The sequence below is a fragment of the Tardiphaga sp. OK245 genome (assembly GCF_900108575.1).
In the GTDB taxonomy this organism is placed as follows: domain Bacteria; phylum Pseudomonadota; class Alphaproteobacteria; order Rhizobiales; family Xanthobacteraceae; genus Tardiphaga; species Tardiphaga robiniae.
The window spans coordinates 245,035-270,581 of the sequence record NZ_FNWZ01000004.1 but is presented as its reverse complement, the minus strand read 5'-3'; the positions used below and the strand labels follow the sequence as shown (position 1 = coordinate 270,581).

Annotated in this window: 25 protein-coding genes; 10 read left to right on the top strand and 15 right to left on the bottom strand. The window is 62.2% G+C overall.

What is annotated here, in order from left to right; translation table 11 throughout:
- Positions 1–147: 147 nt before the first annotated feature.
- From uvrB to BLW80_RS19845, 3 genes are all read right to left on the bottom strand, one after another.
- On the bottom strand, positions 148–3,165 hold the full coding sequence (gene uvrB / locus BLW80_RS19855) for an excinuclease ABC subunit UvrB (RefSeq protein ID WP_093759320.1): 3,018 nt from the start codon (positions 3,163–3,165) through the stop codon (positions 148–150).
- 40 nt (positions 3,166–3,205) lie between these two features.
- Positions 3,206–3,595 (bottom strand): lanmodulin LanM, encoded by a 390-nt coding sequence (lanM, locus tag BLW80_RS19850; RefSeq protein ID WP_093759319.1) that lies wholly within the window; start codon positions 3,593–3,595, stop codon positions 3,206–3,208.
- A 121-nt stretch (positions 3,596–3,716) separates the two neighbouring features.
- Positions 3,717–4,760, bottom strand: coding sequence for a hypothetical protein (locus BLW80_RS19845; protein ID WP_093759318.1), 1,044 nt, complete (start codon positions 4,758–4,760; stop codon positions 3,717–3,719).
- Positions 4,761–4,804: 44 nt separating this feature from the next.
- Between BLW80_RS19845 and BLW80_RS30445 the strand changes: the two genes are divergently transcribed.
- Positions 4,805–5,209, top strand: a complete 405-nt coding sequence (locus tag BLW80_RS30445) for a hypothetical protein (protein WP_170849742.1) — start codon at positions 4,805–4,807, stop codon at positions 5,207–5,209.
- On the top strand, positions 5,170–6,540 hold the full coding sequence (locus tag BLW80_RS19835; RefSeq protein WP_139285864.1) for a hypothetical protein: 1,371 nt from the start codon (positions 5,170–5,172) through the stop codon (positions 6,538–6,540). The genes BLW80_RS30445 and BLW80_RS19835 overlap by 40 nt, the downstream gene beginning before the upstream one ends.
- A gap of 68 nt (positions 6,541–6,608) precedes the next feature.
- On the opposite strand, the gene BLW80_RS19830 is transcribed toward BLW80_RS19835, so the two are convergent.
- Both BLW80_RS19830 and BLW80_RS19825 read right to left on the bottom strand, forming a co-directional pair.
- Positions 6,609–7,373 (bottom strand): anti-sigma factor, encoded by a 765-nt coding sequence (locus BLW80_RS19830; protein WP_093759315.1) that lies wholly within the window; start codon positions 7,371–7,373, stop codon positions 6,609–6,611.
- A complete protein-coding gene (locus tag BLW80_RS19825) occupies positions 7,370–7,948 on the bottom strand; it encodes a sigma-70 family RNA polymerase sigma factor (RefSeq protein ID WP_093759977.1) in 579 nt (192 codons plus the stop codon). Before BLW80_RS19825 ends, BLW80_RS19830 begins: the two co-directional genes overlap by 4 nt.
- Before the next feature lie 153 nt (positions 7,949–8,101).
- Between BLW80_RS19825 and BLW80_RS19820 the strand changes: the two genes are divergently transcribed.
- Positions 8,102–8,878 carry a DUF4394 domain-containing protein gene (locus BLW80_RS19820; RefSeq protein WP_093759314.1) on the top strand — a complete coding sequence of 259 codons (777 nt, stop codon included), beginning with the start codon at positions 8,102–8,104 and terminating at the stop codon, positions 8,876–8,878.
- A 53-nt stretch (positions 8,879–8,931) separates the two neighbouring features.
- On the opposite strand, the gene BLW80_RS19815 is transcribed toward BLW80_RS19820, so the two are convergent.
- Together BLW80_RS19815 and BLW80_RS19810 are read right to left on the bottom strand one after the other, a co-directional pair.
- Complete coding sequence (locus BLW80_RS19815) at positions 8,932–9,528, bottom strand: SCO family protein (protein WP_093759313.1); 597 nt, start codon at positions 9,526–9,528, stop codon at positions 8,932–8,934.
- A 47-nt stretch (positions 9,529–9,575) separates the two neighbouring features.
- Positions 9,576–10,688, bottom strand: coding sequence for an MBL fold metallo-hydrolase (locus BLW80_RS19810; RefSeq protein WP_089261748.1), 1,113 nt, complete (start codon positions 10,686–10,688; stop codon positions 9,576–9,578).
- Positions 10,689–10,902: 214 nt separating this feature from the next.
- Between BLW80_RS19810 and BLW80_RS19805 the strand changes: the two genes are divergently transcribed.
- From BLW80_RS19805 to BLW80_RS19795, 3 genes are all read left to right on the top strand, one after another.
- Positions 10,903–11,613: a glutathione binding-like protein gene (locus tag BLW80_RS19805; RefSeq protein WP_089261746.1), complete on the top strand. Its 711-nt coding sequence runs from the start codon at positions 10,903–10,905 to the stop codon at positions 11,611–11,613.
- 22 nt (positions 11,614–11,635) lie between these two features.
- Positions 11,636–12,331 carry a glutathione S-transferase family protein gene (locus tag BLW80_RS19800; RefSeq protein WP_093759312.1) on the top strand — a complete coding sequence of 232 codons (696 nt, stop codon included), beginning with the start codon at positions 11,636–11,638 and terminating at the stop codon, positions 12,329–12,331.
- Between the two features lie 170 nt (positions 12,332–12,501).
- On the top strand, positions 12,502–13,974 hold the full coding sequence (locus BLW80_RS19795; RefSeq protein ID WP_093759311.1) for a sensor domain-containing diguanylate cyclase: 1,473 nt from the start codon (positions 12,502–12,504) through the stop codon (positions 13,972–13,974).
- A 54-nt stretch (positions 13,975–14,028) separates the two neighbouring features.
- Here the strand turns inward: BLW80_RS19795 and BLW80_RS19790 are convergent, their stop codons facing one another.
- A complete protein-coding gene (locus tag BLW80_RS19790) occupies positions 14,029–14,232 on the bottom strand; it encodes a hypothetical protein (protein ID WP_089261740.1) in 204 nt (67 codons plus the stop codon).
- 122 nt (positions 14,233–14,354) lie between these two features.
- Here BLW80_RS19790 and BLW80_RS19785 point away from each other — a divergent pair, with 122 nt between their 5' ends.
- Positions 14,355–15,848 (top strand): DUF1800 domain-containing protein, encoded by a 1,494-nt coding sequence (locus BLW80_RS19785; protein ID WP_093759310.1) that lies wholly within the window; start codon positions 14,355–14,357, stop codon positions 15,846–15,848.
- The gene (locus BLW80_RS19780) at positions 15,845–17,071 is read left to right on the top strand and encodes a DUF1501 domain-containing protein (RefSeq protein ID WP_093759309.1); all 1,227 of its coding nucleotides are present in this window, start codon (positions 15,845–15,847) and stop codon (positions 17,069–17,071) included. The genes BLW80_RS19785 and BLW80_RS19780 overlap by 4 nt, the downstream gene beginning before the upstream one ends.
- Before the next feature lie 68 nt (positions 17,072–17,139).
- Here the strand turns inward: BLW80_RS19780 and BLW80_RS19775 are convergent, their stop codons facing one another.
- The 3 genes from BLW80_RS19775 to BLW80_RS19765 form a co-directional block, all read right to left on the bottom strand.
- A complete protein-coding gene (locus BLW80_RS19775) occupies positions 17,140–18,081 on the bottom strand; it encodes an aldo/keto reductase (protein WP_093759308.1) in 942 nt (313 codons plus the stop codon).
- 96 nt (positions 18,082–18,177) lie between these two features.
- A complete protein-coding gene (gene olsA, locus BLW80_RS19770) occupies positions 18,178–19,032 on the bottom strand; it encodes a lyso-ornithine lipid O-acyltransferase (protein ID WP_093759307.1) in 855 nt (284 codons plus the stop codon).
- 222 nt (positions 19,033–19,254) lie between these two features.
- Positions 19,255–19,851 carry a PAS-domain containing protein gene (locus tag BLW80_RS19765; protein WP_089261730.1) on the bottom strand — a complete coding sequence of 199 codons (597 nt, stop codon included), beginning with the start codon at positions 19,849–19,851 and terminating at the stop codon, positions 19,255–19,257.
- A gap of 207 nt (positions 19,852–20,058) precedes the next feature.
- Between BLW80_RS19765 and BLW80_RS19760 the strand changes: the two genes are divergently transcribed.
- The gene (locus BLW80_RS19760) at positions 20,059–20,415 is read left to right on the top strand and encodes a DMT family protein (RefSeq protein WP_068731204.1); all 357 of its coding nucleotides are present in this window, start codon (positions 20,059–20,061) and stop codon (positions 20,413–20,415) included.
- A 7-nt stretch (positions 20,416–20,422) separates the two neighbouring features.
- Here the strand turns inward: BLW80_RS19760 and BLW80_RS19755 are convergent, their stop codons facing one another.
- The 4 genes from BLW80_RS19755 to BLW80_RS19745 all read right to left on the bottom strand — a co-directional run bounded on the left by BLW80_RS19755 (position 20,423) and on the right by BLW80_RS19745 (position 24,038).
- The gene (locus BLW80_RS19755) at positions 20,423–21,586 is read right to left on the bottom strand and encodes a PQQ-dependent sugar dehydrogenase (RefSeq protein WP_093759306.1); all 1,164 of its coding nucleotides are present in this window, start codon (positions 21,584–21,586) and stop codon (positions 20,423–20,425) included.
- 82 nt (positions 21,587–21,668) lie between these two features.
- On the bottom strand, positions 21,669–21,842 hold the full coding sequence (locus tag BLW80_RS30440) for a hypothetical protein (protein WP_170849741.1): 174 nt from the start codon (positions 21,840–21,842) through the stop codon (positions 21,669–21,671).
- A 140-nt stretch (positions 21,843–21,982) separates the two neighbouring features.
- Positions 21,983–22,636, bottom strand: coding sequence for a glutathione S-transferase family protein (locus BLW80_RS19750; protein WP_089261726.1), 654 nt, complete (start codon positions 22,634–22,636; stop codon positions 21,983–21,985).
- Between the two features lie 181 nt (positions 22,637–22,817).
- Complete coding sequence (locus tag BLW80_RS19745; RefSeq protein ID WP_093759305.1) at positions 22,818–24,038, bottom strand: glycosyltransferase family 87 protein; 1,221 nt, start codon at positions 24,036–24,038, stop codon at positions 22,818–22,820.
- A gap of 217 nt (positions 24,039–24,255) precedes the next feature.
- Between BLW80_RS19745 and BLW80_RS19740 the strand changes: the two genes are divergently transcribed.
- Positions 24,256–25,458 (top strand): pyridoxal phosphate-dependent aminotransferase, encoded by a 1,203-nt coding sequence (locus BLW80_RS19740; protein WP_068731379.1) that lies wholly within the window; start codon positions 24,256–24,258, stop codon positions 25,456–25,458.
- The last annotated feature ends 89 nt before the right edge of the window (positions 25,459–25,547 follow it).

Below are 25,547 nucleotides of genomic sequence, written 5' to 3'. Positions count from 1 at the left end.
CTCCGACAGTGTAACTGAAGCGGCAGAGCTACGCCGATCTCGGTTGAGCTGTCTTTCCAGCGTGTATGGATCCCCGCCTTCGCGGGGATGACATGCGGAGACATGGGAGCGACCACATAATCTGTGCAGGCCGGCCGCAAGCTCGTCTCACCGCTTCTTCCACCCACCCCGATGCCCCGGCGCGCCGCCTGTGCTTCGTGGCGCCGGTCCAAACTCCGGACCGGACTCGCGGCTGTTCTTCGGCTGGAAGATCTTGCTCTCGGTGCCCGGTCCCATCTCGTCGAGTGTCGGCTTGCGCGGACGTTCTACCTCTTTGCCGCGGGCGGGCTTCACTTCATGCCAGTTCGCGATGCCCATCTCGTCGAGCCCGGGCTTGTGCACTTTCGATGACGCGCCGCCCGCTGATGAACTCTTGCCGTATTTGCCGCGCGCCTTGCCTTGCGCGGCCTTGTCGAGACGCGCGGGCAGGTTGGCGGCGTCGCCGTATTTCTTCTCGCCTTTGTAACCGCCGCCGCGTGCGGCGACGCCGCGCTGCTTGACGGTGGGGTCGTCGACCACGGCGAGTTCGGTGGCGCGCAAGCGCTTGACCTCGTCGCGCAGGCGGGCGGCTTCCTCGAAGTTCAGGTCGGCCGCGGCCTCGCGCATCCGCACGTCCAGATCGGCCAGCACGGCTTCGAAATTGTGCCCGATGGTGATGGCGTCCTCGGCCATGCCGCCGCCGATATCCACCAGCACGCGGTCGCCTTCATAGACCGAGTTCATGATGTCGCCGATCGACTTCTTCACGCTCTCCGGCGTGATGCCGTGCAACGTGTTGTATTCGACCTGCTTCTCGCGGCGGCGATCGGTCTCGGCGATGGCGCGGGTCATCGAGCCGGTCATCTGGTCGGCATAGAGAATGACCCGGCCGTCGACATTGCGCGCGGCGCGGCCGATGGTCTGGATCAGCGAGGTCTCCGAACGCAAAAAGCCTTCCTTGTCGGCGTCGAGCACGGCGACCAGCGCGCATTCGGGAATGTCGAGACCTTCGCGGAGGAGATTGATGCCGACCAGCGCGTCGAATGCGCCGAGGCGGAGATCCCGGATGATCTCGATACGCTCGATGGTGTCGATATCGCTGTGCATGTAGCGCACGCGGATGCCCTGCTCATGCAGGAACTCGGTGAGGTCTTCCGCCATGCGCTTGGTCAGCACGGTGATCAGCGAACGATAGCCCTGGGCCGCGGTGGCGCGGACCTCGCCCAAGAGATCGTCGACCTGGGTGCGGGCCGGGCGAATGTTGATCGGCGGATCGATCAGGCCGGTGGGGCGAATGACCTGCTCGACGAACACGCCGCCGGATTCCTGCAGCTCCCAGCCGGACGGCGTGGCGGACACCGCGATCGATTGCGGGCGCATCATGTCCCATTCCTCGAAGCGCAGCGGGCGGTTGTCCATGCAGGAGGGCAGGCGGAAACCGTATTCCGCCAGCGTCGCCTTGCGGCGGAAGTCGCCTTTGAACATGGCGCCGATCTGCGGCACCGAGACGTGGCTTTCGTCGGCGAACACCAGCGCATTGTCCGGCACATATTCGAACAAAGTCGGCGGCGGCTCGCCCGGCCGGCGGCCGGTGAGATAGCGCGAATAGTTCTCGATGCCGGCGCAGGAGCCGGTGGCTTCCATCATTTCGAGATCGAAGGTGGTGCGCTGCTCCAGCCGCTGGGCTTCGAGCAGCCGGCCCTGATTGTGTAGCTGGTCGAGCCGCCACTTCAGCTCTTCCTTGATCGACTTCATGGCCTGGATCAGCGTCGGCCGCGGCGTCACGTAATGCGAATTGGCGTAGATCTTGATGAATTCGAGCTCGTCCTGCTTGTGGCCGGTGAGCGGGTCGAATTCCTCGATGCTCTCCACGGTGTCGCCGAACAGGTTCACGCGCCAGGCGCGGTCTTCATAGTGGGCCGGGAAAATGTCGATGACATCGCCGCGCACGCGGAAGGTGCCGCGGGTGAAGTCGTGCTGGGTGCGCTTGTATTGCAAAGCGACGAGGTCGGCTATGAGCTGGCGCTGGTCGATGCGCTCGTCCTTCTTCAGCGCGAAGGTCATCGCGGTATAGGTTTCCACCGAGCCGATGCCGTAGATGCACGACACCGAGGCCACGATGATGACGTCGTCGCGCTCCAGCAGCGCGCGCGTCGCCGAATGGCGCATGCGGTCGATCTGCTCGTTGATGGACGAGTCTTTCTCGATATAGGTGTCGGTACGCGGGACGTAGGCTTCCGGCTGGTAGTAGTCGTAATAGCTGACGAAATATTCGACGGCGTTGTCGGGGAAGAAGTTCTTGAACTCGCCATAGAGCTGCGCCGCCAGCGTCTTGTTCGGCGCCAGGATGATGGCAGGGCGCTGCGTGGCCTCGATCACCTTGGCCATGGTGTAGGTCTTGCCGGAGCCGGTGACGCCAAGCAGCACCTGGGTGCGGTCGTTGCGGTCGATGCCCTCGACCAGTTCCTTGATGGCGGTGGGCTGGTCGCCCTTCGGCTCATATTCCGACTTCAGCTCGAAGCGCACGCCGCCTTCGGACTTCTCCGGGCGCGGCGGACGGTGCGGCGTCCACACTTTCTGGTCCTTGAATTCCGGACGGCCGTCGCGCACCAGCGCTTCCAGCGCATCGGCCGTGGCCTGCACGCCCAAGGCTTCCATCTTGTTGCGCGGCGGGCGCGCCGTCAGCGCCTCGGCGTCTTCTTCCTCGGTGGTGAAGCCGAGTTGCTTGGCGAGTTCCGGATCCAGCGTCGGGATCGAGGCCGAGGTGTTGTAATTGGCCTGCGGCGCTTCCTCGAGACCCTTCTGCTCGCTCAGCCGCGGCGCATAGGGCGCGACAACAGGCTGGGGAAACGGCTGCAATGGCGTCGGGCGCATGCCTTCATCGCCCTCGAACTTCTTAGGCGTCGATTTGCGCGCGCGATGCACCGCGGCCTCGCCGCCGGAGCGGCGCTCGAAGGAATTAGTCGGCGGCGGCTGCAACCCGGTGCCCGAGCCCATGCCGGCATCGCCGCGATTGATCGCGGGATTCAGCAGTTCCGCCAGCGCAGGCCCGATCGGCTTGACGTCGGGACGGCCGGCGCCAGGCTTGGCGGCGGGGGTCTTGATTGATTTTGTGGGCTTTTTCGGAGAGTCGGGTTTCTTCGCCATGGGCCGAATATGGGGCGAGTCCGGTGGCGATAAAAGGGCCCTACTTCAGTAGCTTCAACAGCTTCTTGCCGGCCGGCGTGGCGAATTCCCTGGCATCGATGGTGCCGTCATTATCGGGGTTTGCCGCGCGGAACCGGGTTTCCACCACGGCGAGATATTCCGCTCTGTCGAGCGTGCCGTCATTGTCCGGATTGGCGACGGCGAACTCGCTCTTGCTCATGCGGCCGCGCAACTCCCGGGCGTCCAGCGTGCCGTCCTTGTCGCGGTCGAGCTTGTCGAACAGTTTGCCGGCGGCGTTCTTGGCTTCGGCGAGGTCGACAGTGCCATCCTTGTCGGGATCGAGCTGCGCCAGGAAAGAGGCGGCCTGCGCCGGCATCGCGGCGAGCGACAGGGCGAGCGACAACAGAACGGTCCGACGTGACAACGCCATGGCAGCCTCCCTTGAATACTATCTTTGAGTGCAAGGATGCCTGAACGGAATGGTCCATTCAAGGGGACGAGACTTGCTGTCCTGCAGGGGGCCGGCTTCACCATGCCTATCCGGCGACCGGTTACGCTCGCAGGCGCTTGAGCGATTCGGGCAGGCGCGCATCGACCCAGGCGCTGATGTCGCGCTGGTGGCGATGGACATACAGCCCCAGCGCAATGATGCCGACGCCGATCAGCGACAGCGCGAACGGGAACAGCATCGAATCCTTGAAGATCTTCTCGGCGAGATCGCCGAGATAGATCGCAATGCCGATGGTGCCGAACACCGCGAAGACCCGTCGCGACAGTGCGACCGAGATCAGAAGGAAACCGACATTCAGCGCGCAGTATAGCGCCTTGTCGAGATTGGTGCCGTTCGACGTGGCGGTGATGCCGCCCCAGAAGGTCAGCACGCCGAACAGATAGAGCCAGAACGCGAAATCGCCGCTGCGCTGGCGCAGGTTGACGATCACCGCAGCAACCAGAATGCCAAGGCCAAACCAGATGGACACCTTGCGCGATAGTTCCCAGTTGCCGTAGCTCGCGCCGGCGATCCAGGGCACGACATCCATCGACAGGAACCATAGCGCGACCGCCATGATGAAGACGATGAAGGGAAAGCGATAGAATTGCAGTGCCACGATCGCCGCGGCGATGGTCGCAAGCTCCATGAAGACGAAGCTGCCCTTGATCCAGACATAGAAATCGCGCATCGCCGCCGGCCTGCCGAATTCGGTCCATGCACCGTAGGCATCCTGTATGCCGAACACGGCGAGCGGCGTCATCGCCACGGCGACCGCGATCAGCAGACCACCCGGCGTGCGCAGCTTCTTGACCGTCCAGAGATAGTGACCGGCTGCGGTGAACAGGCCGGCATAGACCAGGGCAGTGGCGGTCAGCGCCGGTCCGCCCATCTGCGAAAACGCCAGCGTCGAGAACAGTCCCATCGCTGATATCACCACCAGCGCGCCGGCGTACCAGAGCAAATGCACGACATCGAATCTGGGCCCGGCCGCCGGCTGCTCCGGCACACGCGCCGTGAGGAAAGCCAGCAGGGCGTCGAGCTGCGTGGAAGGAAGCACGCCGGCTGTGACAGCCGCGCGCAGATCATCGGTCGAATATCGCATGCACTCTCTCCGCAACGCGCCATTCGACGCCGAACACTGGCCCTTTGTCGCTTACACGGGCCGAAGCGTTCAAGGGCCAAAACCTATCGCCGCGAGACGACAACGCCCGCGCGGCATTGCCCTTGAATGATACAGGCCCGGTCGGATGGTCGGTCGGCGAGTCGACCTCGGGCTCCAGGGTGATCTCCAACAGCTGGTCGGCGACGATTTCCGGCGACAGTCGGGACCTCGACGAAGCGACGGCCGCCGCCGTGCTGCGCCAGCTGCGCGAATGGACACTCAACCCCAAAGCGATTGATGTGGATAAATCAATCAAAAGAAATGCCCTGATAAATATCAACTACGGGATGTGCCGCGAATCTGGCGAGCTTCACCTCATTACAAATCAAAGATTTGCTTGGGGGCGATCATGTTTTCAGGATTCGCGACGCGCTTTACTGCGCGAATGACGGCGCTTGTTCTGGTGGCGTCAATGCTGACGGGGTGTGCGGAGATCGATCGCAAGGGTGGCTACATCGATCAAATCGAAGATGCGGTTCTGTTTCGAGCTGATACAAAAACGCATCGACTACTACGGTCCTATCTTCTCGCCACAGTTCTTCTGACCGTCGCGCGCCGCCAGGGACACAACGATATTGATAGTACGGCGATTGCGGGAGCTCTGGAAGGCGCCCTTGCGATAGCCAATGAGGCGTATATGTGCCTTTATCCGGGCCTATATGAGCGAACCGACGACGCGGCGTCATTTCCGGTCGATCCGTCAAAACTGAAATCTCGAAATTCAATTGGCGGCCCTGATGAAATTACGATGTGGACGTCAGAAGGGCGTCTTGTCAGTGTAACGAAGCCAGCACAGCAGCCGCGTTGGTGTCAGTTCTTCGATGAGAAGATGTCTCGGCTCGACTACGCGCTTTTTCGACTTGCGGCAGTGACTCTATTCAATGGAGAAAGTCGACAGTCGTTGGCAGATATCCAAGCAAAGCTCATAGGCAGAATTCCAGTCATATCGGATACCGTAACCGCTGCCATCCACGTCAATAAGGCTGCCAACCAGATCACGTCTATCATCGACGATTTGCTTAACGTCGCGTTTACAAGCGCTGGACCTGTACTTGCGTTGCTCCCAGTCTATCGAGACTCATTAGAGCTCAACATGTGGGTCGTGACGGATTACTTTGCGTTGTCTTGTAAAGAGTATTGGCCCCAAACCTACGACGCCATCATTGCCGGATCGGCAACTGTACTTGATGCGGCTCCAGAATGTGCAGGGCTAGTTAGCGCAATCGTGGCACTTCGAAAGGGAAATGGGAATCCGAAAATATGGCGGGACTTCCTTAAGCAGATCAGTGCGGAATACGAGGGAGACTTCTCAAAAACGCTGCCGGTTGAGGCGTATCGGCCCCACTTCTTCTTGATATCACAACTGCTCGTGAGGTCATGTCGAAGCGTCCTGTCCGACGGGCAGAAGCCCAAGAGGTGTGAGCAAGTCTTAACTGATGCCTTGGAAAAAGCTGCGTTCAACGCAGACAACGCTACTGGCAGCTTGATTAATTCGGGAGGACCGCCCACTCCAGGTCGGTGGATGACTGTCTCACTTCCCTTACCCGGCGCGCGAATGGTGCAGCTTCGCCCACGCCGCTCGCTAGCTGGCAATCCTTCGGGGGGCGGCACCAGCCATGCTCCACTAAGGTCTGTCGGTTCCGCTCCTGTTTCAGCTGGCCCTGATTCGACTGGTTCGATTGGAAGGCCGCCCGCCCCAGAGACGCTACCTCAGCGTTGAGGCGGTTGGTCTAGGGACATGACCTTTACCGGCCTAATTTTTTGTTGCGCCCTAATATTCGGCTACCTCTACAAGGCCCTTGCCGCATTCCCCTTGAACAAAATCGGCCCGGTCGGACGACCGATCGGCGAGCCGCCTTCTGGCTCCAGCGTGATCTCGAACAGCTGATCCGGGACGGTTTCCGGCAGCGCTTCGAGATCGAGCTGCAGGGTGCGGGACTGGCTGGTGACGGCGATGGACTTCGGGCCGATGTCGCGATCCCACAGGGTCCAGACCTGCAGCGTGCGGCCGGCGGGGACGTCGATCGGGCGCAGCGGGATCAGTTCGACGCGGCCGTCGGAGAAGGTGTTGACGATGGCGCCGGTTTCCCTGGTGACGTCGTTGACCAGCACGGCGACATAGATCGGCTTGCGCTGCGCCAGCGCGATCAGTTCGCGGCGGAGCTGGCGCGACGTCGCGAGCGCGCCGATCAGGATCACCACCAGCATCAAGGCCGCGAACACCCCACCGATCCCGGTGCCGCGCCAGAAGCCGATATTGTCCCACAGCGTTGCGCCGCGCAGCGCGGCGCGGGCGCCGGGCAGCGGGATCGCCGGTTTCACCTTGGTGGAGTCGGCGATGCGGTCCCACAGTGCGGCGCTGGGGGCGAGCGCTTCGGCTGTGGCGTCGAGATCGGCCAATCGCTCGCGCCAGGTGCTGACGGCCCTGGCGAAATCGGCATCGTCGGTCATGCGCGCTTCGGCAGCGGCGAGCTCGGTGCCTTCCAGCAGGCCCATGACATAGTCGGCGGCGAGATCGTCGGTGGAATGCGTGTTGTCGTCGTGCATGCTCATCCCATGCACTCCTGCAGCGAGAACAGGCTGCGGCGGACCCAGCTCTTCACGGTGCCCAAGGGCACCTTCAGCCGGCCGGCCAGTTCGCCGTGGCTCATGCCATGGACATAGGCCAGCACCACGACATCGCGGCGCGGACGGTCGATGCGCTCCAGGCATTTGCGCAGCGCCGATGTCTCGGGCATCCGCGTCATGGTCGCCTCGCAGTCGATGTCGAGCGCACTTTCGTCGGACGCGTCATAGCGATGCTCGTTGCGATGAATGCTGAGCGCGCGATTGCGCACGACGGCATAGAGCCAGCCGCGGGCGCTGCCGCGATGCGGATCGAACGAGGCGGCCGCGCCCCAGATCCGCACGAAGGCATCGTGCACGGCTTCCTCCGCCAGATCCTGCCGGAACAGGATGCGGCGGGCGACCCCGATCATCTTCGGGGCTTCGCTGTTGTAGATCATCTGCAGAGCCGCCCGGTCGCCGGCGGCGCATCGCGCCAGCGCTGCCGACAGCTGCGCCTCGCGCGCGTGGTCGAGGCCCGCCTCGTCGCGCCGGGTCTCGGTGATGGTGCCATTCCCAGTCATGTCCATGCCCTTGCATGGTCAGTCTACCTTTGCTGCGCGCAATTGGATGCACCCAAATGAATTTATTTTCAGGGGCATGCATCCAGTCGGGAGGGCCCGCCGGTAGTCCCTGTGTCGGTCCCGAGGGGACCGCGGAAACACAGGGAGCCACTTATGTCATTTCGTTCGCTTTTCGCCGCCTCCGCAGCATTGCTGCTGATCCCCGCGGCCGCCGCCAATGCCGCCCAGGTCGCAGCCCTGGTCGGTGGCGACACCATCGCCATGGTCGATACCACCAAGAAGATGGCCACCGGGTCCGTCAAGGTCACTGGTATTTCCGGCGCGCTGGTCGGCATCGACGTCCGTCCGGTCGATGGCATGCTCTATGGGTTGGTCGATGACGGCACGATCGTCACCATTGCCGCCGACGGCAAGGCGACGGTGAAGTCGAAGCTCGACACCATGCTGGCCAAGGGCGTCACCGCTACCGTCGATTTCAACCCCGTGGCCGATCGTCTGCGCGTGATGGGTTCGGATGGCATGAGCCTGCGAGCCAATGTCGAGGACGGCAAGGTGACGAAGGACGGCGATCATAAATATGCCGAGACCGACATGCACAAGGGCGAGAAGCCGAATGTCATCGCCGGCGCCTACACAAACTCTGTGAAGGGCACCAAGGAGACCGCGCTGTTCAACATCGACGGCACCATCGGTGCGCTGGTCAAGCAGGCGCCACCGAATGACGGCATTCTCGGCGCGGTCGGCAAACTCGGCATCAAGCCGGCGGCTGTCGCCTTCGATATCTGGTCGGATGGCACCAAAAATGAAGCCTGGCTGATGGCTGACGGCACGCTCTACTCGGTCGATCTCGCCACCGGCAAGGCGACCGAAGCCGCCAAGATCTCGGGCGTCACCGGCAAGGTGACGGATATCGCGATCATGGGCATGTAAGCTTCAGTCGATCACTTCTATCACGATGCTGCGCTCGCAAGGGCGCGGCATCTCTATTTTCTGATTCCCAGATACGGCCGGATCATGTCGACCATCTTTTCGGCCGAGGTGCCGGGCGGAAAGAAGCCGAGATATTTTCCGTCGCGGTCCATCAGATAGACGAATGCGGAGTGATCGACGGTGTAGTCGCCCGGTCTGTCGTGGAAATCGACGCGCTTGTAGTAGACGCGATAGGCTTCGGCGGCGGCATGAATCGCGGTAGTGCTGCCGGTCAGGCCGATCAGCTTCGGGTGAAACATCGGCACATATTGCGCCAGTTGCTCCCGCGTGTCGCGCTCGGGATCCAGAGTGATGAAGAGCGGCTGCACATGAGCGGCGTCAGCGCCAAGCCGGTCCATCGCCAGTCCGATGGCCTGCAGGTCGGTCGGGCAGATGTCCGGACAATAGGTGAAACCGAAATACACCAGCAACAGCTGGCCGCGATAGTCGCGCTCGCTGCGGGCTTGACCCGACTGGTCGATAAGCTGGAACGCGCCACCGATCGGCTCGCGATTCCACATCACTGCGTCCATCAATTCGGCTGCCGAACGGGACGACCCCTGCGCTGAGGCGGGCGCCGCACTCCAGCACCCGAGCCACAGCGCGGCCATGGCAGCTATGCCGGTCCGATACCAGAGGGCGCGTGCGGCGCGCGAGGTCACGCGCTGAAGGTCAGGCGGCTGCCGGTCGAGACGTTGATCACGTTGTCCGGCATCTGCGCGCGCGCCTCGAGCAGGAAGTTCAGGCCGCTGCAATGCATCGGGATGACCACGTCGGGCTCGAGCTTCTTGATCTCGCCGACGATCTGCTTGAGGTAGTCGGCAGGGGCAGGACCGAGGTGAAAGCCGCCGACGACGGCGTGTACTTTCTGCACGCCCGATATCTCCTGCGCCTGCCGGACCGAATTGACGATGCCGACATGGCCGCAGGAGCTGATCACCACCAGCCCCTTGCCGCGGATGTTGAAGCAGGTGGCGTGTTCATGGACGTGTTCGTCCGGTGCAAAATTGCCCTGCAGTTCGGCAGCCGTATAGTGGCCGTAGTCGCAGCCTGCGCTGTCCGGCTTGTAGTCCACGAAGGTGTTCGGCAGTACGCGCTCGACGCTGTTACGCTTGATCTTGCCTGTTGTGAAAGCATGGCCCTCGATGACCGTCGGGGTTTCGCAGAGAACGGTCTGCACCTTCTGCGCGGCGATCTGCTTGCGGTCGAGGATGCCGCCTTCGCCGAACTGACCGGTCGATGCGCGGCTGACGCGGTGGCAGAAATTATCCTCGCCGCCGGCATAGAGCTTGATGTCGGGTGGCAATACGCTGCGATATTGCTCGAGAAAGCCGATCAGTCCACCGTAATGATCGATATGTCCGTGACTGACGATCAGCGCGTTGAGCGAGGCCGGGTCGACCTTGAGCAGCCCGATATTGTTGATGATCGCCGGCGAGGTATAGCCGAAATCCAGCAGGATATTACGCTTGTCCTGCTCACGCTGCGATTCCAGAAACAGCGACAGGCCCCACTCATTGTGCAGCACGTTGCGCGCATCCGCGCTGCGGGCCGGTCCTGGCCCCTCATGCACCACGCCATTTACCGTGCTGCCGCGCAGGAATTGATCGTGCTGCTGATCGACGAGCACGCGGATCGAGAGCCGATCGACGGTCGGCACCTGGATCGGCGCCGCGTTGGCAACCTCCACGCAGGAAAATCCGGCCGCAGCCATGCCAGCAAAGGCTGCCGAGGTCTTGAGAAAGTCGCGGCGGCGGATATCTGCGGTCATGGCATGTCTCCCGGAAATCATCCGCCTGTGCGGAGTTTCCGTTTGATAACAGACCGGATGCGCCACTGGCAGGGAATGATCTTTCGAAGATCATCGGAGGTGGAGCAAATTGCATTGACTTGATCCGATGATCCGGCAACATTTCATGCAGTCGCATTCAATCGGCCTTCGGTCGGGTTTGCGGGTTGCCTCATCACGCAAAACGGATTGAACGATGATCGATCTCTATTACTGGAGCACGCCGAACGGCCACAAGATCACGATCTTTCTTGAGGAGACGGGGCTCCCCTACAAGATCATTCCGGTGAATATCAGCAAGGGTGACCAGTTCAAGGACGAGTTTCTGGCCATCGCGCCGAACAACCGCATTCCGGCGCTGGTCGATCATGCACCCAAGAGTGGCAGCAGGCCGATCTCGGTGTTCGAGTCCGGCGCGATGTTGATGTATCTCGCCGAGAAGACCGGGAAGTTCCTGTCGGGCGATCTCGCCGTGCGTTATGATGCGATCCAGTGGGTGTTCTGGCAGATGGGCGGCCTTGGTCCGATGGCCGGACAGAACCATCACTTCCGCAATTACGCGCAGGAAAAGATCACCTACGCCATCGACCGCTATGTGAACGAGACCAACCGGCTCTATGGCGTGCTCAACAAGCGCCTTGCAGATCGCAAGTTCATCGCCGGCGACTATTCGATTGCCGATATGGCGAGCTATCCCTGGATCGTGCCCTACAAGAACCAGGGCCAGGACATCAACGACTTCCCGCATCTCAAGCGCTGGCTCGAAACCATCGCCGAGCGGCCGGCGGTCAAGCGCGCTTACGAGATCGCCAAAGAGGTCAATCCTAATTTCGGCCAGCCGCCGATCCGCACCGACGAAGAGCGCAAGCTGCTGTTCGGCCAGACCTCGGCTGTGGTGAAGAGTTAGCTCAGAATTACGAGAAGCAATCATGGCGCTGCAACTGTTCGAACTGGTCGGCACTGACGAAGATCGTCCCTTCAGCCCGTTCTGCTGGCGCATCCGGATGGCGCTGGCACATAAGGGCCTCGACGCCACATCGATCCCGTGGCGCTTCACCGAGAAGGACGCGATCAACAAGCACAAATCCGACAAGGTGCCGGTGCTGCTCGATGGTGAGCGCGCGGTCAACGACTCCTGGGCGATCGCCAATTATCTCGAAGACACCTATCCGGATCGTCCGTCACTGTTCGGCGGCGAGGGCGGCCGCGCCATGGGGCGGATGCTGAACTGGTGGGGCGACACGGTCGTGGTCGCCGGCATGTTTCCGTTCATCGTCGCGGATATTCATGGTCATCTGCGTCCGGTCGATCAGGCCTATTTCCGCGAGAGCCGCGAAGCGCGGTTCAAGAAGTCGCTGGAAGAGGTCGCATCCAATCGCGACACGGGCGTAGATGCCTTCCGCAAGTCGCTTGATCCGATGCGCCTCACCCTGAAGACGCAGCCGTTCCTTGGTGGCGCCGCGCCAAACTATGCCGACTACATCGTATTCGGTCCGTTCCAGTGGGCGCGCGCGATCTCGCCGTTCAAGCTGCTGGCGGAAGACGACGCGATCTATGCGTGGCGCGAAAGAATGCTTGATGCTTTTAACAGCATGGCGCGGAACTCGGCGGGCTATCCGGTCTGAGTTCCACTCTCTACGGGCGACGAATTGAGCAACGCTGGTATTCATGTCCGCATACCAGCCTTGTTTCGGTGGTGCTTGGTGCCTTCGTGAAAATCCAAGGATATTCCCTGTAACTCTCGCTATAAGGGAATACCTCAACGATTCACGCTGTCTCACGCGCCAAGGTCGCTATGTCCGTTCCGCCTACCAATCTCGCCGACGATGCCGTGATGTTCGATCTTGCCCCGGTCTCGCTCTGGATCGAGGACTACAGCGATGTGAAGGGGCTGTTCGAACAGTGGCAGGCGCAGGGCGTCGACGACATCGAGACATTCCTGCTCGCCAATCCCGAACGGGTCCGTGAGTGCTCGCAGCACATCCGCATTCTCAAGGTCAATCGCAAGACGCTGTCACTGTTCGGCGCGCGCGACCTGTCTCACCTGACGCTCAGTCTCGGCCTGGTGATGCGCGACGATACGTTCAAGAGTCATGTGTCGGAACTGGCCCAGCTCTGGAGCGGCCGCAATCATTTTTCCAGCCATACGGTCAACTACACGCTGAAGGGTGAGCGCCTCGACATCCAGCTGCACGGCATTGTTCTGCCCGGGCATGAAGAGCGCTGGGATCGCGTGATGATCGCCATCGAGGATGTGACCGAACGTGAAGGCGCGCGCCGTCGCCTCGCGGAGAGCGAGAATTATGCGTTCGGCCTGTTCGCGCATTCGCCGGTGTCGCTGTGGGTCGAGGATTTCAGCGGCGTCAAGCGCCTGGTGGACGACGTTCGCGCGCGGGGCATCGAGGATTTTCGCGTGTTCACGGATGTGCACGAGGAATTCGTTTTGCGCTGCATGAGCGAGATCCGTGTGCTCGATGTCAACAGTCGTACGCTGGAATTGTTCGGCGCGCCCGACAAGGACACGTTGCTCCGTCAATTGTCGGATGTGTTTCGCGACGAGATGGAGCCGCATTTCCGCGAACAGTTGATCGACCTGTGGGAGGGCAAGCTGTTCCAGCAGCGCGAGGTCGTCAACTACGCGCTCGACGGCACCAAGCTTCATCTGCTGCTGCAGTTCTCGGTGTTACCCGGGCATGAGCGCGACTGGTCACAGGTGCAGGTCGCGCTGACCGACATCACCGCGCGCAAGAAGGCGGAAGCCTATCTGGAATATCTCGGCACCCACGACGTATTGACGCGCACCACGAACCGCTCGTTCTTCGTGGACGAACTCAACCGGCTCGAACGCAAGGGATCGCAACCGGTCACCGTGATCGTTGCCGATCTTAACGCGCTGAAGACTGCCAATGACGATCTTGGCCATGCCGCCGGCGACGGGTTGCTGCGCCGGGCCGGTGAAGTGTTTGGCGAACTGGTCGAAAAGCCGGCGACGGTGTCGCGCATAGGCGGCGACGAATTCGCCATCTTGCTGCCCGGAGTTGATGCTGCCGGCGGCGAAGCTGTGCTTGCCTCGCTGGCGCGACTGATCGAGGTCAACAATCAGTACTATCCTGATCTGACGCTGAGCCTCTCCGCCGGGATTGCCACCAGCCGGACCGGCGAGCGGCTCGAAGCCGTGGTCAAGCGCGCCGATATGGAAATGCTGCAAGCCAAGCGCAGCTACTATGCGCAACCCGATCGTGACCGGCGCAGCGCGGGCATGGTGTAGGCAGGCTGCGGGAGCCGATGCGCAATCGCGCGCCCTGCGGATCAGGCACGTCCGTCAGGTCGTGGCGTGCGCCGCCGCCGCCTTCGCGCGCAGGCAGTCGCGGCACAGGCAATCGCCGCCTGTGGTCGGCATCGGCAGTTTTGCGGTCTCCTCGGCGCACCAGCAATTGCCCGACAGGTCGCAGCCGAATTCAGTCCCGCAGTCCGAGCAGGTGAGGCTGCGGCTGAGCGGCTTTAAGCTTTCTGTCCGATAATTCATGAAAGCAGCCCAAATTTCAGCGCGATTTTCATGCCGGGTTCATCTGTTCCACCCGTATATCTGGGGTGTCGCCTTTGATGTTCCAATGCATCATAGGACGAAGGCAGAGTGAGGGAAACCCGATGGCCCGCGACCCGCAAGGTGCGCTGATCGCGCTGAACCGATTCGGCTTTGGCGCGCGGGGTGGCGCTTCCGGCGACATCGTCAATGCGGCCTCCGATCCCCGCGGCTTCGTGAAGGCCGAGCTGGCGCGCCCCAATGCGGCGCTGCTGGAATTGCCCGGCCTGCAATCCACGACCGAGCTGGGGCAGGCGATGTTCGCCTATCAGCTCGAAGTGAAAACGGCACGCGAGGCGGCGCTGAAGACGCCGGGGCTGGTGCCGGTCGAAGCGCCGCCGGCTGCGATGGACAGGAAGCCGGAAGCTCCCGCGATGACCGGCAACACCACCATGACAGTGCAGCCTGACGCACCGAAGCCGCCGCCGGCCGTCGCGCTGCCGCCGAATGTGGTGCAGAAGACCTATCGTGCAGAAGCGCTGGCGCGGATCCAGCGCGCGACCATTACCGAGGGTGGCTTTGTCGAACGCCTCGTCGTGTTCTGGTCGAACCATTTCTGCATCTCGGCCAGCAAGGGCGACCCGGCGCGGATGTGGGCTGGCTCTTTCGAACGCGAGGCGATCCGCCCCTATGTGCTGGGCAAATTTGCCGACATGCTGAAAGCCGTCGAACAGCATCCGGCGATGCTGTTCTTTCTCGACAACCAGCAATCGATCGGCCCGAATTCGAAAGCCGGTGAGAGGGGCAAGCGCGGCCTCAATGAAAATCTCGCACGCGAGATCATGGAGCTGCATACGCTCGGCGTCGGCGGCGGTTACACGCAGGCCGATGTGACGTCGCTGGCGCGCATCATCACCGGCTGGACCTTTGCGGGCCGCGAAGGAAAGATCGGCACGCCCGGCAGTTTTGCCTTCAACGCCAATGCGCATGAACCGGGGCCGCAGCAATTGCTGGGCAAGACCTATGACGACACCGGCGTGGCGCAAGGCGAAGCCGCGCTCGCCGATCTCGCACGCCATCCATCGACGGCGACATTCATCGCCAGGAAATTCGCGCAGCATTTCGTGGTTGATGCGCCGCCGCCGGCACTGCTGGCGCGGCTGGAAGGGGTGTTCAAAAAGACCGACGGCGATCTGAAGGCGCTGGCGCTGGCGCTGCTCGACTCCAATGAAGCCTGGCAGATGCCGATGGCCAAGCTGCGCACGCCCTATGAATATCTGATTTCTACCGGTCGATTGCTGGCGCGTATCCCGGAAGATCCCGGCCGTTACTTTGCGGGGCTGCAGACGCTTGGTCAGCCGCTGTGGACACCGCCGGGGCCGAACGGCTTTCCGGACGGCAATGCCGCCTGGGCCGTCCCCGAAGGCATGAAGCTGCGGCTCGATCTCGCAGCACAGGTTTCGTCGCGCATCCCCGACAGTATCGATCCGCGCGAGATGCTCGACGTGGTCGCCGGCGAGGCGGCCTCATCCGAAACACGACAGACGATCGCGCGCGCGGAGACGCGGCAGCAGGCTCTGACGCTGCTGCTGATGTCGCCGGAATTTCAGAGGAGATGACGATGGACTGCTGTGAAAGCCGCATGCTCGGCCCCACACGCCGCTCGCTTCTGTTATCAGGCGCGGCCTTTGCCGCTTGGGCCTATCTGCCGAAATTCGCTAGGGCCGCCGACGCGCGCGATCCGCGCCTGATCGTGGTGATCCTGCGCGGCGCGCTCGATGGTCTGGCCACCGTCGCGCCGCTCGGCGATCCCGATTATGCCGGTCTGCACGGCTCGATTGCGTTGGCGAAGGATGGCCCGAACGCAGCCATCGCGCTCGACTCGTTCTTCGGCATGCATCCGGCGATGCCGGAATTCGCGCGGATGTATCGCGACAAGAAAGCGGCCGTGGTCCATGCGGTGGCGACGTCCTATCGCGAACGTTCGCATTTCGACGGCCAGGACGTGCTGGAGAGCGGCTATGCCGGCCCCGGCCGCGTGCAGTCGGGCTGGCTCAACCGCGCCATTGAATCGTTGCCGCGTGGCGAACGCGTCTCGTCGGGTCTTGCGATCGGACCGACCACGCCGCTGGTGCTCCGCGGCGCCGCGCCGACGGTTGGCTGGGCGCCGGTCAATCTGCCCAATGCGGCCGATGATACGGCGATGCGGCTGATGCAACTCTATCAGGACCGCGATCCCGCTTTGGCGACGGCCCTGTCGCAGGGCCTGAAGCTCGACAAGATTGCCGTTGGCGACGAGATGAAACCGAAGAGCGGCGGAAATGCCGTCGCGGCGATGCGCCAGGTCGCACGCGGTGCGGCGAAACTCATGGCCGCGGATGACGGACCGCGCATCGCGGCACTCGCCTTCGATGGATGGGACACCCATGCGCAGGAGGGCGGGCCGGTCGGCCGCCTCGCGCAATTGCTCGGCGGTCTGGATGGTGCACTGGCGGAATTCGAGAGCGGGCTTGGGCCACATTGGCGCGACACGGTGGTGGTCGTGGCCACGGAGTTCGGCCGCACCGCCAAGATCAACGGCACGGCCGGCACCGATCACGGCACCGGCACGATTGCGCTGCTTGCGGGTGGCGCGGTCAAGGGCGGCCGGGTGATTGCGGACTGGCCGGGGCTTGCGAATGGCAAGCTCTATGAAGCCCGCGATCTCGCCCCCACCACGGATCTGCGCGCGATCTTCAAGGGCGTGCTGCACGATCACCTCGGCATCAGCGAGCGTGCACTGGCCGAGCAGGTGTTTCCTGACAGTGCGCTGGTGAAGCCGGCGAAGGGATTGGTGGGGTAGCTTGCTTCCCCTCTCCTGCGGCGCGCGGCTTTGCCGCGCTGGGGGAGAGGGGAAGAATCTGCGCGCAACTACCCCAGCGTAATCCCGTCGATCTCCGTCATCTCCTCCGCCGTCAGCTTCCACTGCGCCGCCTTCACATTTTGCTCGATCTGCTCGGGCGATGATGCGCCGGCGATGACGCTGGAGACTTGCGGGCGGGCGGCGAGCCACGAGAAGGCGAGCTCAAGCATCGAATGGCCGCGCGCGCTGACGAAGGCCTGCAGTTGATCGACCAAGGCGATGTTGCGCGGGTTCAGATAGCGCTCCTGCATATAGGGGGTCTTGCCGAAGCGCGTATCGGCGGGGACGTTCTTCAGGCCGGCATATTTACCGGTCAGCATGCCGCCGGCGAGCGGGAAGAACGGCAGCAGGCCGAGATTGAAATGCTGCGCGGCCGGCAGCAGGTCCTTCTCGATGTCGCGGACGACGAGACTGTATTCGTCCTGGCACGACACGAAGGGCGCGACGCCCATCTGGCGCGCGGCCATCTCGGCTTCGGCGATGCGCCAAGCCGGGAAGTTGGAATTGCCGATATAGCGCACCTTGCCCTGACGCACGAGGTCGTCGAGCGTGCGCAGCGTCTCTTCGATGGGCGTCAGCGCATCGTAATCGTGCTGTTGATACAGATCGATATAGTCAGTCTTCAGCCTCCTCAGGCTGGCCTCGACGGCGCTCATGATGTAGCGGCGCGAGGCGCCCTGCTTGCTGCCGTCATTGCTCATCGGCTTGCAGTATTTCGTCGCGAGTACGATGTCCTTGCGGCGATCGCCCAGCACTTCACCCAGCACCGTCTCGGAGCCGCCCATGCCGGCATAGATGTCGGCGGTGTCGAACAGCGTGATGCCGAGATCGATCGCCTTGTGGATGACCTTGCGCGCGGTCTCCAGATCGGTGCGCTGGCCGAAATTGTTGCAGCCGAGACCGACGGCGGAGACGCGAAGGCCGGAGCGGCCGAGATTGCGGATTTCCATGATGAGTGTGCCTTGTGAGGGAAGCGCGGACCAAGGTTATGGCGCGCGCCTCATCGCGCAGCAAGACGCGCTGCATCATGGCAGTCGCGCGGGCGCTCAGGCGATTGCGGAAGCGGACTCGGGCGTTTGAACTTCGGGTGCGGGCGCGGCGGTCGGGGTCTTCCGCGGCGGGCCGGCGCGCAGGGCTGCGGATGTCATGCGCCGTACAGCGTTTTCCGCGTTACGCGTGATGGTCTTGCGATCAGCGGACATGTCATAGGCGACGGCTTCGCCCCAGCTTACGACGACGTCGATGGCGCCCGACGACAGGATGCCGATGAAATGCGGGATCAGATCGATGTCGCCATACCACGCCACGTTTTCGCGAAAGGCGCGGCCGACCGGCAATCCACCGAAGCCGACATAGGCGATCGACATCGGCTGCACCGTGATCTCTTTGTGATGCGTGGAATCGCCGAGCGCGTGATGCACCGAGCCGACCAGTGCCGAGCGAAACGGCAGCACGCGCATGCCGTCGCTGGAGGTACCCTCCGCGAACAGGACCACCGCGTCGCCGGACAGCATGCGGTCGCCGATTTCCTGCGCCGTCGCGCCGGTCTTCTGCCGGCGTTCGCGCTCGACAAAAATCGTGCGCTGCAATTTGGCGAGCCAGCCGAACACGGGCCATTTGGCAACTTCGCTCTTGGCGACGAACACCACGGGCGCCCTGGCGCCGATGATGATGATGTCGAGCCATGAGACGTGATTGGAGAGGATCAGGACCGGCGTGTCCGTCGTCTGCTTGCCGACCTCGTGAATGCGCACCCCGATCAATGCGCAAAGCACGCGGTGAAACAGATGCGGAATGCTCTGCTGCCAGCGCAGGCCGAAGGCCAGTGCGGTCAGCTGAAACGGCGCCAGCAGCAGCGTCAGCATGGTCAAGGAGATCAGGACGGCGGCGAAACGGATCATGGGTTTATTATACCGGGGCCGACTTCCGCAGGCAAAGTCAGTTGCATGAATTAAGAGAAACCACGGCAAAAAGAAGCGGTCCCGGTCAGCGCGGCAACTGACGGAGACCGCTGGGAAGCACCCGATTGGCGACGGGGGGAAGCAACCGGCTGCATGAGGAGCCTAGCCGGGGCGAGTGACATCGCCATGACAACCCGGGATATCCACAGGCGGCGTTGTGCCCTATTCGGCGGCGTCCAGCCGGTGGGAGCTGAACACGTCGCCCTCGCGCAGCGCCAGATAATAGTCGCGCTCGGAGAGCTCGTCGGTGTGACGAATGAGGTCGGTCACCGGAGTGTAGCTCAGCATCCGCCCGCCATCGGGCAGCACGGCGCAACTCATCCGCAGCACCCGACCATTGGCGAGGCGCAACGTCGTCGGCGTGGAAGTGCCGGCGCGGATCATCTCGACGCGCCTGGCGATGAAGCTGTCGACCTCGTCGTCGGGGAGGGCGTAAGCGTGGATATCGCGCGCGTGATACATCAGCGCGATCAGCGGCGGCTTGCTGTCAGCCTTCTCGTCGGGGAGCGTGAAGTAGTCGCGGAAGGCGCGGTTGATGAATTCGGCGCGGGTGTCGGCATTGAGAAGCACGACACCGATATCGATCTGGTCAAGTGCAGCCGAAAGGCGCTGGGCAGTGGCGTGCTGCTCGTTCTCGCGGGCCCGGGCCGCGCGTCGCAGCCGGAAGAGGCGGATTGCCAAAGTAATCCCGACGGCTGCGATCACAATGATCGCCGTTTCAATTCCCGGATCGAGAATCAGTCGCCAATCGTACTGCATCGGCTGTACCTGTGTCCGTACAAAGGTAAGAAACGCAGGTTGGCCTCTGGTTGCAAAAAGGCCCACAATTTCCCGCCGGTATAGCTAACGGCGCGTGAAGAGCCCGGCATCATTTTCCCCTTGTTCGCTTCAAATGCTATCGATGCCACCGGAACCGGCGCCGGCCCTTGAATGTTAGCGCCGGGATTTAAAAAGGACCCCGATCGAATGCCCTTCACCATTCCGCCGCTGCTGCTGCCGATTTTGATGCTGCTGGCCTCGAATATCTTCATGACCTTCGCTTGGTATGGCCATCTCAAATTCAAGGATCACTCGTTGCCCCTCGTCATCATGGTGAGCTGGGGCATTGCCTTCTTCGAATATTGGCTGGCAGTGCCCGCCAATCGCTGGGGCAGCGAGGTCTACAATGCCGCCCAGTTGAAGACGATGCAGGAAGTCATCACGCTGGTCGTGTTTGCTGCATTTTCGGTGCTGTATCTGAAGGAGCCGCTCGGCTGGAATCACGCGCTGGGCTTTGCCTTCATCGCGCTCGGGGCGTTCTTCATTTTCCACAAGTGGTCGTAGCGACCGCTTACTTCCCGGCCGGCGTAATCCGCAGGATTCGTCCTGCCGAACTATCCGTCAGCAGCCACAGCGCGCCGTCCGGTCCCTGCCGGACGTCGCGGATGCGTTCGTTGAGATTTTGCAGGACGCGCTCTTCGGACGTGACCGTGTTTCCGTTGAGCTGTAGCCGCACCAGCATCTGGCCTGCCAGCGCGCCGGTGAACAGGCTGCCCCGCCAGCGCGGGAAGAGATCGCCGGTATAGAACGTCATGCCGGACGGGGCGATCGACGGCACCCAGTATTTCACCGGCTGCTCCATGCCCGCCTTCGACGTGGTTTCGTGGATCTTCGCGCCGGAATAGTCGATGCCGTAGCCGATCACAGGCCAGCCGTAATTCTTGCCCTTGCCGATGATGTTCACTTCATCGCCGCCGCGCGGCCCGTGCTCGGTCTCCCACAACTCACCGGTCGCCGGATTAATGGCGAGGCCTTGCTGGTTGCGATGACCGTAGCTCCAGATCTCCGGCCTGGCACCGTCGCGGCCGACAAACGGATTGTCCTTCGGTACCGAGCCATCCGGCGCGATGCGGATCAGCTTGCCGAGATGATTATCGAGACTCTGGGCCTGATCGCGGCCGCTATAGTGTTCGCCGAGCGTAACAAACAGGTTGCTGTCAGGCGCCTGAACAATACGGCAGCCGTGGTGATTGCCCGACGACAGCGGGCCGTCCTGGCGAAAGATCACCTTCATGTCGTCGAGACGCGGCGCGGTGCCGTCGATGAGCTTGCTGCGCGCGATGGCGGTGCGAGCGCCGCTGCCCGAACGTTCCGAGTAGCAGAAGTAGATCGTGTTGTTCTGCGCGTAGTTCTTGTCGGTGATGACGTCGAGCAAACCGCCCTGGCCGATGGCCATCACCTCGGGCACGCCTTTCACCGCAGGCGACAACTGTCCCTGCGGCGAGACGATACGGATGCGACCGGGCCGTTCTGTAACGAGCATGCGGCCCTCGGGCAGAAACGCCAGCGCCCATGGATAAGCGAGACCGGAGGCGACGGTCTGTACTTCGAGCCTGCCGGCCGACGAGCCGAACGAGGTGTTTTCGCCACGGGTGGTCGTGGCGATCAGAAGGGTCGCGGTCACGACGATAGCCGCCGTCAACGTGACAGTGACCCAGATCACGGGCCTTTTCATCGAAATGGCTCCATCACGGAGTCGCAGGTTGCATAAGCGATGCGCGGCATCGCGGCTGAGTGTTTATGAGTTGTGGGGACCGTCAGAGCGGCATCGCACTCGCCACCGGGATCGACATCACGGTGAGGGCGACGATGACGCAGAGCGACAGACAGCCAACCGCGAGCGACGCCGCTACGGCGTGGGTCAACCGGGTGGATGCGATGGACGTGGGGCGTGCCTGAAATCCTGCACCCACGCGAAGCGACCGTATCATGGCCGTAAATCCTTCAAATCGCGGGCGAATCACCCGCGTGCTACAAATTCGCAGCTGCGGCAGGCGAGATTTGGGCGGGAATTGCCCAAACTATGGCGGGAAAATGGCATTCACAGCGGTTATGCCCGCTATTTCAGGACTTAAGCGTCGGCGACTACGTCCAAGGTATCGTATTCCGACGACGTCGGGTGCCAGTCCATGGAGATAAAACCCGGCTGGGTTTCCACCAGACGCAGCCAGCGGCGGATCGACGGAAAGCTGGAGAGGTCGAAATCGCACTTCTCGGCGACGTGGGTGTAACCGTATAGCGCGATGTCGGCGATTGTCAGCTGGCCCGCGGCGAAGAAGTCATGGATCTTGAGGTGATTCTCCATCACCTGCAGCGCGGCATAGCCACGCTCCATCCAGTCTTCCAGCGCGTGGGTCTGCAGGTCGCGGCCACCGCGCACCAAGCATAGCCAGAAATAGGCGGCACCGAGATTCGGCTCAAGGGCGTGCTGCTCGAAGAACATCCACTGCATGGCTTCGGCACGGTCCATCCGCGATTCCGGCGCCAGAGATGTACCGATGGCGACATACCACAGGATGGCGTTGGATTCGGCGAGATAGCGGCCTTCGGCGATCTCGAGCAGCGGCACCTGACCGCTGGGGTTCTTGGCCAGAAATTCCGGGGTACGGCTCTCGCCGCGCAGAATGTCCACTTCGATGGCGCGATAAGGCGCGTCCAGGAACGCCAGCGCAAGGCGAACCTTGTAGCTATTGCCAGAGCGCTGCATCGAATAGAGTTTGTACATTCGCAGATGTTCAATTCATTTCAGGTCAAGGCAACTGCGCGATTGGCCAGCGCAGATCGCGGTTAGACAATGATGCTGATGCGAGCCTGTCGCAAGGCCCACGGAATGGAAAAAGTCGAAAACGGCTGCGGCAGTCTGGATTGAGAAAAATGTATGTCAGGCCGCATTCGGCAATGGAAGATCACGCTGCCGCGATCTGTGTGTGAAGGTGCCGCGATGTGCTGTTATCAGCGAGTGCGCGCCGCAGCACGATGATATAGAAAGCGACCATCACCAGAAAGCCGAGCGGCAGTTCGATGGCGCCAGCGATGCTGCGCGTCAGCAGCGGCATGATCCAGGTCAATGCGAGCAGGCTGATCTCGCCCGCGCGAAAGCCATGATCGAGTCCATGCCGCGCGAAGAAGGCGATGGCGAGCACCATGAGATCGTAGTCGAGCACATGGGGCGTCGCCAGCAGACTGCCGATCGCGAGCGCTGTTGCCTTGAGTTCGAACGCTGCATGGCTGCGCCATAGCCACATCAGACTGATGGCAATGCCGGCTGCGAGACTGAACTGTGCGGCATAAGCGACAGGAAGACCGGCGCCCCACATCCGTGTCGCGGCGAAGATCGACTGGATTTTCTGCCACCCGGTGCCGCCTTGTTCGAGTACGACGTCGCGAGTGAAAGCAGTGGAGTCGGCAAAGGCCTGCCAGATGCTGGCGCCGAACAACCCCGTGCTCAATACGATGAGGACAGCGACGGTGAGTGCGGCCGATACCATCGTGATCCAGCGTCTGTCGGCGAGCAGGGCGAGAGGAATCAGCACACCGAATTGCGGCTTGTAGGCCAATAGCCCGATCAACACGCCGGCCAGCCACGGCCGGCGATGGAGCAGAAGCAATGCGCCGCCCAGCAGTGCGGTGGTTAGAAATCCGTTATGGCCGTGACCGACATTGATGAAGACGGCAGGAAAGGCGGCGGCCACCAGCAGCGTTTCCCGGCGGGGCAGGATCGTGCGGATCGCGGCGAGGTAGGCGGCGAAGCTGGCGACGAGCCACAGACCGAGCCCCCATCCATAGGGCACCGTGGCCACCAGCGCGGCAATTCCGAGAAAGAACGGCGGATAGTGCCAGCCGTAGAACGGCACGTCGCGGCCAAACACCCGCTGTTCCGCGGCGTGTTGCAGGGCGGGATCATACGCGTCGGCGGGTTTGCCTTCGAGGGTGAGCCGGCCCGCCGCATAGATGTTGGAAAAGTCGGTCCCGATCGGCTTGCCATTGCGGTCGATCACGCCGTCCGAGACCGCAATCCAGCCGGCGAAGGCCAATGTGCCCAAAGCGAGCACGATCAGGCTGTAAGCCCGCACGCGTTCGAGGGGCAGCCATGCGCCGCTTTCAATGTGCTGCCAGATCCAGATCATTTTAAGGGTGCATTTTGGCCCAAATCGTCGATTGCGACGTGCGGTTGACGCTACCGTCCCCCGTTTAACGCTTGCTGAATTGCATCACTTCCAGATGTGTTTTTGCCCAAGCTTCTTGCGATGCAACGTCGCACGCACTAGGGTGCGCCGATCCCAGCAGGATCAGCCATTTTGACGTCGCCGACCGCGGGTCCGCGACCTTTCTCAGGAGAAGATGATGTCGTTTTTGTCCGCTGCGCTCGACCGTGTGAAGCCGTCCGCGACGATCGCGGTGACGGATAAAGCACGTGCGCTGAAAGCAGCCGGCCGCAACGTCATCGGTCTTGGTTCGGGCGAGCCCGATTTCGACACCCCGGCGAACATCAAGCTGGCAGCGATTCACGCCATCGAGGCCGGTAAGACCAAGTACACCGCCGTGGACGGTATTCCCGAACTGAAGGAAGCCATTATCGGCAAGTTTCAGCGCGAGAATGGCCTGACCTACAAACCGAACCAGATCATCGTCGGCACCGGCGGCAAGCAGGTGCTCTACAACGCGCTGATGGCGACGCTGAACCCGGGTGACGAAGTCATCATCCCGGCGCCGTATTGGGTGAGCTATCCGGAAATGGTGGCGCTGGCCGGCGGCACGCCCGTGTCCGTGGTCTGCACCGCAGAATTCGGCTTCAAGCTGCAGGCTTCCGCGCTGGAAGCAGCGATCACGCCGAAGACCAAGTGGATCATCCTGTGCTCGCCGTCGAACCCGACGGGCGCCGCCTACAAGAAGTCGGAGCTCAAGGCGCTCACCGATGTCCTCGTGAAGCATCCTCACGTTTGGGTGATGACCGACGATATGTATGAGCACCTCGTCTATGACGACTTCGAGTTCACCACGCCGGCACAGATCGAACCGTCTTTGTTCAATCGCACGCTGACCGTGAACGGCGTCTCCAAGGCTTATTGCATGACCGGCTGGCGCATCGGTTACGCCGGTGGTCCCGCCGAGCTCATCAAGGCAATGGCGACGATCCAGTCGCAGTCGACCTCGAACCCGTCGTCGATCGCGCAGTGGGCGGCGGTGGAAGCCTTGAACGGTCCGCAAGATTTCATCCCGAAGAACAATGCCGTGTTCAAGGAGCGCCGCGATCTCGTGGTGGCAATGCTGAATCAGGCCTCGGGCATCAACTGCCCGCGTCCGGAAGGCGCATTCTACGTCTATCCGTCCTGCGCCGGCACCATCGGCAAGACTGCGCCTTCGGGCAAGGTTATCGCCAATGACGAAGACTTCGTCACAGAACTGTTGGAAACCGAAGGCGTGGCGGTGGTGCAGGGTTCGGCCTTCGGCCTTGGCCCGGCATTCCGCATCTCCTACGCGACGAAAACATCCGATCTCGAAGATGCCTGCAAGCGCATCCAGCGCTTCTGCGGAAATCTTCGGTAACAAAACCTGCTCCGAAACTTTTGACGGTTTCGGGGCTTATTCCGGGAAGCGCCTTGTTTTCGACACGGCGCTTCCTTCTTGTCCCCTCG